The sequence below is a fragment of the Micromonospora sp. CA-248260 genome (assembly GCF_050942205.1).
Lineage (GTDB): Bacteria > Actinomycetota > Actinomycetes > Mycobacteriales > Micromonosporaceae > Micromonospora > Micromonospora antibiotica.
On record NZ_CP192021.1, the window covers coordinates 4,092,506 to 4,105,568 of the forward strand.

Below are 13,063 nucleotides of genomic sequence, written 5' to 3' on the forward strand. Positions count from 1 at the left end.
GCGCACCGTCCGCCCATCACCCCATGCAGATCCGCCGGGAAGCGGTGGTCAGTCCGCCCCGCGAGCCGGCGTCCGGGTGGTGCCGACGCACTCCTTCGTCCACCAGCCGGACGAGACGGCGACCCCCGGGACGGTCGCCGTGCTGCACCGTCCGCACCGCCACCCCAGGGAGTTTTCATGAGCGGCACGAGCTGCCCGAACGCCGGGCCACCCCCGTCCGACCGATCCCACCTCGTCGACGCCGCCCCCGCCGGCCGACGCCTGCCCACCATGCGTCGGGGCCTGCGCCTGCTCGGCCTGGCCACCGCGGCCCTGGTGGCCGCGGTCGCCACCGGGTCCGTGGTGACCGCACCCGCCGCCGCCGAGTCCAACGGCGGGGTACGGGTGATGCCCCTCGGCGACTCGATCACCGACGGGTTCAACGTCCCCGGCGGCTACCGCATCGAGCTGTGGCAGCGGCTGGTCGCCGACGGCTACCGGGTCGACTTCGTCGGGTCGATGTTCAACGGTCCGTCCAACCTGGGCGACCACGACCACGAGGGCCACTCCGGCTGGACCATCGCCCAGATCGACGCCAACGTGGTGAACTGGCTGCGTAACACCACCCCGCGCACGGTGCTGCTGCACATCGGCACCAACGACATGTACAACGCCTCCGGCGCCCCGGCCCGGCTCTCCACCCTGATCGACAAGATCACCAACACCGCGCCGAACGCGGACGTCTTCGTCGCCACCATCATCCCGCGCAACGGCACCGAGTCGGCGGTGCGCACCTTCAACGCGGCGATCCCCGGGATCGTGCAGAGCAAGGTCACCGCCGGCAAGCGGGTGCACCTGGTGGACATGTTCAGCGCGGTGGGCACGGCCGACCTGGCCGACGGCATCCACCCCAACGCCACCGGCTACCGCAAGATGGCCACCACCTGGTACAACGCCCTGCGCGCCGTGCCCGGCAGCCTCGGCGGTAACACGCCGACCACCCCGCCGCCGACCACGCCCCCGCCGACCACTCCGCCGCCCACCACGCCCCCGCCGACGACGCCCCCGCCCACCACGCCCCCGCCGTCGGCAGGTTGCCGGGTCGGGTACACGGTCAACGCCTGGAACTCCGGTCTCACCGCCTCCATCAGCGTCACCAACACCAGCAGCACGGCGGTCAACGGCTGGGCGCTGGAGTTCACCCTGCCCGGTGGGCAGACCATCACCAGCGGCTGGAACGCCACCTACACGCCCACGAGCGGGGCGGTGACCGCCCGCAACGTGTCCTACAACGGCACCATCGCGCCGAACACCTCGGTCGACGTCGGCTTCCAGGCCACCCACACCGGCAGCACGGCCCGACCGTCCTCGTTCACGCTCAACGGCACCGCCTGCACGGTCGCCTGACCGCCGTCCGGCACCGGGGTGACCGCACCCCGGTGCCGGACTGCTCCCGACCCTCCGACTCCCACCACCCCAGTAGGAGTACCGCATGCCATTGAACAGAAAGTTGCCGGCCCGGCTGGCTCTGGCCATCGGCCTGATCGCCGCCGGGACAGCCGTCGCCCTACCAGCCGAGGCCGCCGCGGCCGGCTGCACGGTCGACTACACCGTCTCGTCCGAGTGGGGTGGTGGCTTCGGCGCGAACGTGGCCATCACCAACCTGGGTGACCCGATCAACGGCTGGACCCTGACCTGGTCGTACGCGGCCGGGCAGCAGGTCACCCAGGCGTGGAACGCCACCGTCACGCAGTCGGGGGCGGAGGTGACCGCCCGCAACGTCAGCTACAACGGCACCATCGCCACCGGTGCCAACGTGTCGTTCGGGTTCAACGGCTCGTGGAACGGCAGCAACCCGAAGCCGACGAGCTTCACCCTCAACGGCACCGTGTGCAACGGCGGCCCGAACCCCACCACCCCGCCGCCGACCACACCCCCGCCGACCACCCCGCCGCCGACCACACCCCCGCCCACCACGCCACCACCGACCACCCCGCCGCCGACCACGCCGCCCCCCACCACCCCGCCGCCGGGGCAGTGGCCGCCCTCGTCGACCTTCGCCAACCCGGTGCTCTGGCAGGACTTCGCGGACATCGACATCCTGCGGGTGGACGACACCTACTACTACTCCGCGTCGACCATGCACTACTCCCCCGGCGCTCCGGTGCTGCGCTCCTACGACCTGGTCAACTGGGAGTTCGCCGGGCACTCGGTGCCCAAGCTGGACTTCGGCCAGAAGTACGACATGACCGCCGGGCGCGGATACGTCCGGGGCATCTGGGCGTCGTTCCTGGGCTACCGCAAGAGCAACAAGACGTTCTACTGGGGCGGCTGCATCGACTTCAACAAGACCTACATCTACACCGCGCCGTCGGCCGAGGGACCCTGGACCAGGCACACCACCCTCGACCAGTGCTACTACGACGCCGGCCTGCTGGTCGACGACAACGACACCATGTACGTGGCGTACGGCAACACGAACATCAGCGTCGCCCAGCTCTCCGCCGACGGGAAGACCCAGGTCCGCTCGCAGCAGGTGTTCACCACCCCGTCGAACGTGGGCACCCTGGAGGGGGCCCGGTTCTACAAGCGCAACGGCAGCTACTACATCTTCCTCACCCGACCGGCCAACGGGCAGTACATCCTCAAGGCGTCCAGCCCGTTCGGGCCGTACACCATGCAACAGGTGCTGCTGAACCTGCCCGGACCCATCGCCGGCGGTGGCGTGCCGCACCAGGGTGGCATGGTGCAGACGCAGAACGGTGACTGGTACTACATGGGGTTCGTGGACGCCTACCCCGGCGGCCGGGTGCCCGTGCTCGCCCCGGTCACCTGGAACGCCAGCGGCTGGCCCGTCCTCCAGCTGGTCAACAACACCTGGGGTGCCTCCTACCCGTACCCGAACGTGCCCCGACCACCACGCCAGGTCAAACCCATGATCGGGACCGACACGTTCGCCGGCACCACCCTCGGCCCGCAGTACGAGTGGAACCACAACCCGGACAACACCAAGTGGTCGGTCAACGACGGCCTGCGGTTGCAGACCGCCACGGTGACCAACGACCTCTACAATGCCCGCAACACGCTGACCCACCGGATCCAGGGTCCCCGGTCCACCGCGACCATCGAACTCGACTACTCCACCATGCGCGACGGTGACCGCAGCGGCCTGGCGATGCTGCGCGACCAGTCGGCCTGGATCGGCGTACGCCGGGACAACGGCGCGACCCGGGTGGCCGTGGTCAACAACCTGACCATGGACAGCAACTGGAACACCACCAACACCGGCACCGAGGTCGCCGGGGCCGGTATCTCCGGCGGTAAGATCTGGCTGCGGGTCAACGCCGACATCAGTCCCGGCTCGGGTCGGCAGGCCCGCTTCTCGTACAGCACCGACGGGGTGAACTTCACCTCGCTCGGTCCCGCCTTCACCCTCAACAACGCCTGGCAGTTCTTCATGGGCTACCGGTTCGCCATGTTCAACTACGCCACCAGTTCCCTCGGTGGCGCGGTGACCGTCCGGAAGTTCGACCTGGCCAAGTCGTAGGACCCGTCCCTCCTCGCCGGCCGACCACCCCCGTGGTCGGCCGGCGAGGCGTATCCCCCACCTCCGACAGGAGCACCCCCATGTCCGCCTCACACCACCCCCGCTCGGCCGTCCCGCCGTACCCGCACCCGCCCGCCACCGCACCCCGCACCGACCTGCCGCCCGCCCGCCACCCCGGCCGGGCCCGGACGGCGGCGCTGATCGTGCTGACCCTGCTGGCCACCCTGCTGACCGCCGCCGCCCCGGCCGGGGCGGCCCCCGCCGTCCGGGTCACCAACCCGCTGGTCGCGCAGCGCGCCGACCCGCACATCGTGCGGCACACCGACGGCTACTACTACATGACCGCCACCGCCCCCGAGTACGACCGGATCGTGCTGCGCCGGGCCACCACCCTCCAAGGCCTGTCCACCGCACCGGAGACCGTCATCTGGCGGCGGCACACCAGCGGGATCATGGGCGCGCACATCTGGGCCCCGGAGATCCACTTCATCGACGGCCGGTGGTACGTCTACTTCGCCGCCGGCGCCACCGACAACGTCTGGGCGATCCGGATGTACGTCCTGGAGGGCACCGGGGCGAACCCGCTGACCGCCAGTTGGGCGGAGAAGGGGCAGATCCGTACCCCCTGGGAGACCTTCGCCCTGGACGCGTCGACGTTCGTCACCAACGGTGTGCGCTACCTGATCTGGGCGCAGGCCGAACCGGGCATCGCCACCAACTCCAACCTCTACATCGCCCGGATGGCGAACCCGTGGACGCTCAGCGGCACCCCCACCCGGATCGCCGTGCCGACCCTGGAATGGGAGATGCGCGGCGGGGTGAAGGTCAACGAGGGGCCGACCGTGCTGCAACGCAACGGCCGGATCTTCCTCACCTACTCGGCCAGCGCCACCGACGCCAACTACTGCCTCGGGCTGCTGACCGCGTCGGCCGGCAGTGACCTGCTCCGGGCGTCGTCCTGGGTGAAGTCGCCGCAACCGGTCTTCACCAGCAACGCCGCGACCGGCCAGTGGGGGCCGGGGCACAACTCGTTCACCGTCTCCGAGGACGGGCAGAGCGACATCCTCGTCTACCACGACCGCAACTACCGGGACATCAGCGGTGACCCGCTGCGCGACCCCAACCGGCGCACCCGCGTCCAGAAGGTCTACTGGAACGCCGACGGCACCCCGAACTTCGGCATCCCGGTGCCCGACGGGGTCACCCCGGTCCGGCTGCGGTCGGACAACCAGCCCGACCGGTTCGTCCGCCACTGGGAGTACCGGGCCCGGTTGGAGGCGAACGTGACCAACCTCGCCGACTCGCAGTTCCGCCTGGTGCCCGGCCTGGCCGGCGGCAACACGGTCTCCCTGGAGTCCACCAACTTCCCCGGCTACCACCTGCGGCACCGCAACTGGGAGGTGTGGGTCGAGCGGGACGACGCGTCGTCGACGTACCGCGCCGACGCCAGCTTCGTGCAGCGGCCCGGCCTGTCCAACGCCGCCGGGGTGTCGTTCGAGGCGGTCAACTACCCCGGCCAGTACCTGCGGCACAGCAACGGCCTGCTCTATCTGCGGACCGTCACCGACGCCACCGGCAACGCCGACGCCACGTTCGTGCTGGAGTGACCGCCGCCCGCCGGGCCGCCCTGACACAGGGGTGGCCCGGCGGGTGTCGTCCGAGGTGGCCGGCCTGCCGGGCCGGTGGGCCGTCGGGCCGGGCGGACGGGGCCGTCCGGATGGGCAACCCGCCACGTCGGGGTGACCGTTCGGGGACGGAGCGCTACCCGGTCATCGCCTATAGTGGCGTCCATGGCTAGTCCAGCGGTGATGTCGGTCGATGAAGCGCGGGCCTGGCTCGCCGAGGTCATCTCCGGGGCCGAGCGCCTGCACCTGGAGTCGGTCGACGACGGGCGGGTCGTCTCGGTGACCGGCCCCGACTGCCTCGAACTCCGCCTCGACGGCACCATCTCCGGGCCGGCCACGTTCTGGGCGATGGACCTGACCGGCTTCGTCGCGGTCACCGTGCTGATCGGCCCGACACCCGCGATGGTCCTGGCGCACAGCAGCATCAGCTTCCTCGAACCCGCCGAGCCCGGCCAGCTGCGGGTCACCGCCGAGGTGATCAAACTGGCCAGCCGGTCGGCGGTGGTCGACGCCCGCGCCAACGACCGCCGGGGCGTCCTGGTCGCCGCCTCCACCCTGCACTTCGCCCTGCCGTCCCGGGCCACCCGGGCGGCCCTGCGCGCCGAGCACGCCGTCCGGGCCGGCGGCTGACCCGTCCGCCCCTGCCCCGGCCGGGACACCGGCGCGTGCACCGTCCGGCCGGGCCGCCGGTCGATCCAGCCCACGGCGGGGGCACCGGTGCGCCCACACGTCGACAGCCCCCGGCCGGGTCACCGGGTGACTCAGTCCGGGCGGTCCACGACATGGGTGCGCCGCTGCCAGGGGTAGGTCGGCAGCGCGGTCACCGCCCGGCCCTTCGGCATCGGCACCGGATCGTCCGCGCCGAGCACCCGCACATCCGGATGGGCGGTGCCGGCCGCCACCGCCGTCAGCGCCGCCACCGCCTCCACCGGCCCGGACGCCCGCACCCACACGGCGTGCGCCAGCCGGGTCCGCCCCCCGGCGGCGGTGCCGGCGAACGCCGGATAGTCCACCGCCGGCAGTGCGGCCAACCGGTCGGCGTAGCGGCGGGCCAACTCACTCAGCGCCGGCCCGGTGGCCGCCGACACCGGGAACCCGTCCACCGACGACGGCGCGGTCGACGGCACCGGCGGGGCCGGCGACAGCACCGCGAAGGCGTTCGTGCCGCTCATCCCGTACGAGCTGGTCGACGCGCAGGCCCCGAACCCGTCGTCCCAGGCGACCGGGGCGACCGGGATCTCGATGCCGGTGCCGGTGAGGTCGATGCGGGGGTTGAGGGTGCGGAAGTTCGCCTGCGGGGCGATCGTCCGACGCCGCAGGCAGAGCACCGCCTTCACCAGCCCGAGCACCCCGGCGGCGGACTCGGTGTGCCCGATGTTGCCCTTCACCGAACCCACGTACAGCGGCGGGCCGTCGGCACGACCGAGCGCCGCCATGATCGCCGACATCTCCGCCGGGTCACCCAGCGGGGTCCCGGTGCCGTGCGCCTCGTGGTAACCGACCTCCGACGGGGTGATCCCGGCGGCGGCCAGCACCGTGTCGATCAGCCCCGACTGGGCGGACACGTTCGGCGTGGTGAACGTCGCCGTCCGGCCGTCGTGGTTGATGCCGGTGCCGCGCAGCACCGCGAGCACCCGGTCGCCGTCGCGCTGCGCGTCGGCCAGCCGCTTCAACACCAGCATCGCGCAGCCCTCGCCCCGGACGAACCCGTTGGCGTCGGCGTCGAACGGGCGCGACCGGCCGTCCGGCGACAACGCGCCGGTCTGCGCCACCGACCGGGTGGTGCTCGGCGCGAGGATCAGGTTGACCCCGCCCGCGACCGCCGCGTCACAGTCACCCGCCGCCAGCGCCCGCGCCGCCGTGTGCACCGCCACCAGCGACGACGAACAGGCCGTGTCCAGCGCGAACACCGGCCCCCGCAACCCCAGGGTGTACGCGACCCGCCCGGCGGTGAAGCTGTGCCCGTTGCCGATCGTCCAGTACGAGTTGGGGTCCCCGGTCAGCCACTGCCGGTAGTCCCGGCCGGTCACCCCGACGAAGACCCCGGTGCCCCCGGCGACGGTGGCGACCGGGATCGCGGCGTCCTCGAACGCCTCCCACACCACCTCCAGCAGCAGCCGGTGCTGCGGGTCGAGGACCCGGGCCTCCCGGGGCGAGATGCCGAAGAACTTCGCGTCGAAGTCGAACACGGCGTCGCAGTAGCCGCCCCGGGTGACCATCCCGTCCCACTGCGTGCCGAACCCGGCCCGGCGGTCGTCGGGCAGCTCGCCGGTGAGGTCCCGGCCGGCCAGGATCGCCGACCAGTACGCGTCGAGGCTCGACACCCCGCCGGGCGCGCGGACCGCCATCCCGACGACCGCGATCGGGGTGGGCACTACAGCACCCGACGCATCCAGCCGTGGGTGTCGGCAGCCCGGCCGGACTGGATGTCGAGCAGCCGCTCCCGGAACTGCTGGGTGTACTTGCCCGGTGCCCCGTCGCCGATGGTGAGGGCGAAGTCGTCGCTCTTGAGCCCGATGATCGGGGTGATCACCGCTGCCGTACCGGCGGCGAACGCCTCCGTCATCGACCCGTCGGCGAACCCGGCCCGCATCTCGTCCAGGTCGATGGTGCGCTGCACCGGCTCCAACCCGTGCTCGGCGGCGAGGGTCAGCACGCTGTCGCGGGTCACCCCGTCGAGGATGGTGCCCAGCCCGGGGGTGAGCAGCTGGTGGTCGCGGGTGACGAAGAAGACGTTCATGGTGCCCGACTCGTCGATGCTGCGCCGCCCCTCACCGCCCAGGTAGAGCACCTGCTCGCAGCCGTGACCGAGGGCCTCCCGCTGCGGGGCGAGGCTGGCCGCGTAGTTGCCGCCGCACTTCGCCGCGCCGGTGCCACCGATCGACGCCCGGCTGTAGGTGGTGCTGACCCAGAGCGTGACGCCGGTGACCCCGTTGGGGAAGTACGACCCGGCCGGGCAGGCCAGCACGCAGTAGGTGACCTGCTGGGCGGGACGCACCCCGAGGAACGCCTCCGAGGCGAACATGAACGGACGCAGGTAGAGGCTCTGCTCACCGCCGTACGGCGGGACCCACGCCTCGTCGGCGCGGACCAGCGCGGCCACGCTCTCGACGAAGGTCTCCTCGTCCAGCTCCGGCAGGACCATCCGGCGGGCGGACGCGGCGAACCGGCGGGCGTTGAGCTCCGGGCGGAACAGCCAGACGCTGCCGTCGGCGTGCCGGAACGCCTTGAGCCCTTCGAGGATCTCCTGCGCGTAGTGCAGGACCGCCGCGCCGGGATGCATGGTGAACGGCTCCAGCGCACCCACCCGGTGGTCGTGCCAGCCGGCGTCCGGCGACCACACGGCGGTCGCCATGTGGTCGGTGAAGTACCGGCCGAACCCCGGGTCGGCGAGGATCTCCTCCCGGGTCTGCGGCGGAGTGGGGTGGTCGGTGGGGACCAACGGGAACTGCGCGGTCATCCGGGCTCTCCTCGCGACGGGGTTTCGGTGAACACGACGACGCAGTTCTGCCCACCGAAGCCGAACGCGTTGGTGAGGGCCGCCCGCACCGGCGTCTCCCGGGCCTGGTGGGGCACGTAGTCCAGGTCGCAGGCCGGATCGGGCTGGTGCAGGTTGACCGTCGGCGGGACGATGCCCTCGCGGATCGCCAGCGCACACACCATCGCGCCGAGGGCACCCGCCGCGCCGATCAGGTGACCGAGCATCGACTTCGGGGCGCTGACCGCGACCCGGTCGGCCGCCGCGCCGAGGGCCGCCCGGATCGCCACCGTCTCGGTCAGGTCGTTGGCCTTCGTCGAGGTGCCGTGGGCGCAGACGTAGTCGACCTGGTCGGGGCGCACCCCGGACCGGTCGAGCGCCTGCCGGATCGCCTCGGCGGCGTACACCCCGCCGGGGCGGGGAGCGCTGACGTGGAACGCGTCGCTGGTCAGCGCTCCACCGGCGACCGTCGCATACGGGGTGGCACCCCGGCGGCGGGCGTGCGCGGCGGACTCCAGCACCAGGATCACCGCGCCCTCACCGAAGACGAAGCCGTCCCGGTCGGCGGAGAAGGGCCGGCTCGCGCCGGTCGGGTCATCGTTGCGCTGGGACATCGCCCCCATGCTGACCAGACCGGCGAACATGGCCGGGGTGATCGCCGCGTCGGTGCCACCGCAGATGACCACGTCGGCCTCCCCGGCCAGGATCAGCCGGCGGGCGTCGAGCAGCGCGTACGCGCCACTGGCACAGGCCAGCGCGCTGGCGTTGACCGGCCCGTGCGCGCCCACCTCGATGGCCACCTCACAGGCCGGCATGTTGGTCAACGAGGACGGCACGAAGTGCGACAGGGGCGCGGTCGGATCGGGGGCGAGCAGCCCGCGTACCGTCGCCTCGACGGTGTCGAAGCCGGCGACGGCGGCGTTGACGACCACACCGACCCGGGCGGCGTTGTCGGCGTCGACGGTGAGCCCGGCGTCAGCGACCGCCTCGCGGGTGGCGACCACCGCGAACTGGCTGAACCGGGCCATCCGTCGCAGCTGTTTGCCGGAGAAGTGCTCGGCCGGCTCGAAGCCGCGCACCTCGGCGGCGATCCGGGTGGGCAACGCGGCGGCGTCGAACGCGGTGACCGGGCCGACGCCGGACTTGCCGGCCAACAGGCCCTGCCAGGTGCTGTCCCGGTCGAGACCCAGTGGCGTGACGGCACCGATGCCGGTGATCACGACGTCGTCGGTCACCATCTCGCCGTCGCCCCCCAGCATCCCGCTCCGGCTCCGCTCTCCCGCCACCGAACGACCGATAGAACACTATCAGTCACCATCGACGTCCGGCAGCCGTCCACCGCACCGCCCGGCGCACCCGGACGGCCACCCCGGTCGGGCCGACCCCCGGGCCGCCACGCCCTACCCATCACGCCCCGAGCCCCGGGCGAGCACGGGCAGGGCACGCCACGCGTCGGGCCCCGCACCGGGGGGCGGCGTCGACCCGCAGATCACGTACCCGGTCGGCGCGACGAGCCCCGGGCGGCCCGCCAGCGCGTCGAGGACGCGCCGGTGCAGTTCCGCGGGCGAACCCGGACCGGACACGTAGGCGGTGATTGCGCCGTCGGCCGCCGGTTCGGCGAAGGCCGTCGTCCCGGCCACCTCGCCGACCAGCTCCGCCACCGCCTGCGGGCGGACCCAGCCGGCCGGGGTGGACACCCAGTCGGGACCCCGCCGGGCCGGGGTCAGGCCGATCCGGTCGGCGATCTCGGCGACCCGGACCACACCGGTGACCGCCGCGCAGAGCAGGGTCTCGATGCCCCGGATGACGGTCTCGCCGAGCCCTCCGGGGAAGAAGGCCGTGTCGACCAGCAGCCCGAGCCGGCACCGGCCGTCCCCCTGGTTGCTGGCCGCGACATAGAACCGCATGTCGCTCTTGGACAGCGGCTCCAGCCGCGAGTAACGGGAGTCCCGGCGCAGCTCGGCGAGGCGGTCCGGCCCCGGGTCCGGGTCGACCGTCGCCCAGTCGCTGCCCCGGTGCCCGTTGTTGAAATAGGCCGACAGGTCGAACGTCAGGCCACGCCGCCGGCCCACCTCGTCGACCACCGTCCGCACCCCCGCCGGGTCGCACGGGGCCCGCCGGTACGCCTCGAACGCCGGCCGGTGCAGTTGCCGGATCGCGGTGAGCAGGTCGACGTCCCCGTCGACCGGGTGCACCAGCAGGGCGTCCAACGTGTTCAGGGCGATCAGGTCGCGGCTGTCGCGGTCCAGGCGGTTGCCGGCGATCAACTTGAACACGGCGGTGCGGTGCCCGTTGTAGGCGGTCAGGACCAGCGTGGTCAGGCACAGCAGCACGGTCGAGAACGAGGTACGGGTCCGGGCGGCCAACGCCGTCGCCGCCGCGGTGACCGCGGTGGAATCCAGCAGGTGCCGTTCGATGGGCTGGTCGCCGGTCGCCGCGCGGGGCAGGTCGAACATCGAGGCCGGTGCGGTCGACAGGCCCTGCTCCCAGTGTCGCAGCCCCAGCCGGCTCTGCTGCCGGCCGGCCGCCGACTGCTGGTGGGCGGCCTGCGCCAGCGGCTGCGCCCCGCTCCCGGTCGCCGGTGCCGGCGGTGCTGGCGGTGCTGGCGGGTCGGCGAGTCGGGCGAGCAGCAGCGCGGTGAGGGTGTTGAAGGCCCAGCCGTCGAACGCCAGGTGGGAGCCGACGAGCGCGACCGCGCTGATCCGGTCGGTCCGGTCCCGGGCACAGCCGACCCGCAGCGGCCATTCGGCCTCGTGGTCGAACGCCGTCGCGGTCAGGTCGGCGACGAGTTCGTCGCCGACCCGGGCCGGGTCACCGTGGTCGTCGACCACCACGACGTCGTACGCCCCGGCCGCGGCGACCTGCTGCTGCGGCTGGTCACCCCGCTCGACGTACCGGGTGCGCAGGGTCTGGTGCGCCTCGACCAGGGCCCGCAGGGTGGCGTGCAGCCGGGCCGGCGCGACCGGCGCGGGCAGCACCAGGGACCGGCCGATGTTGAACTGGTTCGCCTCCTTGCCGAACCACTGCATCGGCCCCCACATCACGCTCTGCGCCCAGGTCAGCGGCGCGGTCGCGTTCTCGCCCGTGGCGAACGGCACGCTGATCGTGGCGACGCCGGTGGTCGTGTCACGCACCCGGTCCCCCTGCGCACGGTCGTCGGTGCCCACTACGCCCGCCCCACCGACGCGTACGGACCGGACGAGCGCGGGGTCAACCGCAGCGGCAGGTGGTCGAGCCCCCGGAACGCCGGACTCTTGACCTTGACCAGCTCACCGATGAGTGCGATGTCGTCGGTGCGTTCGATGAGCATCCGCAGGAACGTGGTGGCCTGCAGGCGGGCCAGGTGCGCGCCGACGCAGGTGTGGATGCCCGCACCGAAACCGAGGTGACCGTCGGTCACCCGGTCGATCCGGTAGTCGTCGGGGTCGGGGAACTTGCGCGGGTCCCGGTTGCCGGCGGCGAACGACAGCTCCACCCGGGCCCCCTGCGGGATGGTGGTGTTGCCGACCACCACGTCGGTGGTGGCGGTGCGGAAGACGTTCTGCACCGGTGGGTAGAACCGGGCGGTCTCCTCGATCGTCGGCCCGATCAGCTCCGGCCGCTCGCGCACCAGCCGGAACTGGTCGGGGTGGTTGAGCAGCGCGTCGAGCATGTTGCCCAGGAAGTGGGTCATCGTCTCCTGCCCGCCCACCAGCAGGGTGAGGCACAGCCAGAGGATCTCGTTCTCGGTCACCCCGCCGGAGGCCGCGGCGGCGAACAGCTTCGACACCACGTCGTCGCGGGCCGGCTCGTCGCGCCGCCGGGTGAGCAGGTTGCCCAGGTACCCGGAGAGGCCGGCGACCGACGACAGGGCGGCCTTGGCCGCCTGCAACCGCAACGCGTTCTCGGTCGGGTCGTCGGGTGCGTCCTCGCCGACCTTGGCGTTGGCGATGAAGCTCTCCAGCACGCCGGCGGTGAGCTTGAGCTTGGCGAGGTTGTCGTCGGGCACCCCGACGATGGTGGTGATGACCTTCACCGGTTGCAGGATGATCGCCTGCTGGACGAGGTCGATGTCGCCGGTGGCCACGGCCTCGTCGAGCAGCTCGCCGCAGACCTGCTCGATGAACGGCCGCCAGAACTGCACCCCGCGCGGGGAGAAGTCGTGCCGGATCAGGGCCCGCAGCCGGGTGTGGTCCGGCTGGTCGAGCCCGAAGAGCACCGGCAACGTCGAACGGTGGTAGGCGATCCCGTCGGCCGAGGACAGTGCGGCGTGGTTCTTCGCCGCCAACCGGACGTGCTCGTAACGGATCACCAACCACATGTCGCGCTGTGCCAGGTAGAGCGGCTCCTCGGCGCGCAGCAGCTCGGCGTACGCGGGGTACGGGTCGTCCATGGACTCGGGCGAGAAGGGGTCGAACTCGTCGGTACGCGTCGCGCTGGTCACTGCCTTGTCCT

General features: G+C 72.4%; 9 protein-coding genes. 4 read left to right on the plus strand and 5 right to left on the minus strand.

Annotated elements, in window-relative coordinates; all coding sequences use genetic code 11:
• Positions 1-270: 270 nt before the first annotated feature.
• The 4 genes from ACQP2H_RS18035 (at position 271) to ACQP2H_RS18050 (ending at position 5,781) form a co-directional block, all read left to right on the plus strand.
• Positions 271-1,386 carry a cellulose binding domain-containing protein gene (locus ACQP2H_RS18035; protein ID WP_433233589.1) on the plus strand — a complete coding sequence of 372 codons (1,116 nt, stop codon included), beginning with the start codon at positions 271-273 and terminating at the stop codon, positions 1,384-1,386.
• Positions 1,387-1,471: 85 nt separating this feature from the next.
• Positions 1,472-3,526 carry a family 43 glycosylhydrolase gene (locus ACQP2H_RS18040; protein WP_363822851.1) on the plus strand — a complete coding sequence of 685 codons (2,055 nt, stop codon included), beginning with the start codon at positions 1,472-1,474 and terminating at the stop codon, positions 3,524-3,526.
• 80 nt (positions 3,527-3,606) lie between these two features.
• Positions 3,607-5,133, plus strand: a complete 1,527-nt coding sequence (locus ACQP2H_RS18045; RefSeq protein WP_357534331.1) for a family 43 glycosylhydrolase — start codon at positions 3,607-3,609, stop codon at positions 5,131-5,133.
• A gap of 183 nt (positions 5,134-5,316) precedes the next feature.
• On the plus strand, positions 5,317-5,781 hold the full coding sequence (locus ACQP2H_RS18050; RefSeq protein ID WP_219462807.1) for a PaaI family thioesterase: 465 nt from the start codon (positions 5,317-5,319) through the stop codon (positions 5,779-5,781).
• Positions 5,782-5,912: 131 nt separating this feature from the next.
• On the opposite strand, the gene ACQP2H_RS18055 is transcribed toward ACQP2H_RS18050, so the two are convergent.
• From ACQP2H_RS18055 to ACQP2H_RS18075, 5 genes are all read right to left on the minus strand, one after another.
• Positions 5,913-7,526: a polyketide synthase gene (locus tag ACQP2H_RS18055; protein WP_363822845.1), complete on the minus strand. Its 1,614-nt coding sequence runs from the start codon at positions 7,524-7,526 to the stop codon at positions 5,913-5,915.
• Positions 7,526-8,611, minus strand: coding sequence for a branched-chain amino acid aminotransferase (locus ACQP2H_RS18060; protein WP_208566712.1), 1,086 nt, complete (start codon positions 8,609-8,611; stop codon positions 7,526-7,528). Before ACQP2H_RS18060 ends, ACQP2H_RS18055 begins: the two co-directional genes overlap by 1 nt.
• Positions 8,608-9,888 (minus strand): beta-ketoacyl-ACP synthase II, encoded by a 1,281-nt coding sequence (fabF, locus tag ACQP2H_RS18065; protein WP_255597618.1) that lies wholly within the window; start codon positions 9,886-9,888, stop codon positions 8,608-8,610. The genes ACQP2H_RS18060 and fabF overlap by 4 nt, the downstream gene beginning before the upstream one ends.
• A 141-nt stretch (positions 9,889-10,029) precedes the next feature.
• Complete coding sequence (locus tag ACQP2H_RS18070; protein ID WP_433228144.1) at positions 10,030-11,763, minus strand: condensation domain-containing protein; 1,734 nt, start codon at positions 11,761-11,763, stop codon at positions 10,030-10,032.
• Between the two features lie 32 nt (positions 11,764-11,795).
• Positions 11,796-13,052 carry a cytochrome P450 gene (locus ACQP2H_RS18075; protein WP_219462811.1) on the minus strand — a complete coding sequence of 419 codons (1,257 nt, stop codon included), beginning with the start codon at positions 13,050-13,052 and terminating at the stop codon, positions 11,796-11,798.
• Between the last annotated feature and the right edge of the window lie 11 nt (positions 13,053-13,063).

Coding starts and splice junctions, on each gene's coding strand:
- ACQP2H_RS18035 (WP_433233589.1), top strand. CDS start 271: ATGCGTCGGGGCCTGCGCCTGCTCGGCCTGGCCACCGCGGCCCTGGTG.
- ACQP2H_RS18040 (WP_363822851.1), top strand. CDS start 1,472: ATGCCATTGAACAGAAAGTTGCCGGCCCGGCTGGCTCTGGCCATCGGC.
- ACQP2H_RS18045 (WP_357534331.1), top strand. CDS start 3,607: ATGTCCGCCTCACACCACCCCCGCTCGGCCGTCCCGCCGTACCCGCAC.
- ACQP2H_RS18050 (WP_219462807.1), top strand. CDS start 5,317: ATGGCTAGTCCAGCGGTGATGTCGGTCGATGAAGCGCGGGCCTGGCTC.
- ACQP2H_RS18060 (WP_208566712.1), bottom strand. CDS start 8,611: ATGACCGCGCAGTTCCCGTTGGTCCCCACCGACCACCCCACTCCGCCG.
- fabF (WP_255597618.1), bottom strand. CDS start 9,888: ATGCTGGGGGGCGACGGCGAGATGGTGACCGACGACGTCGTGATCACC.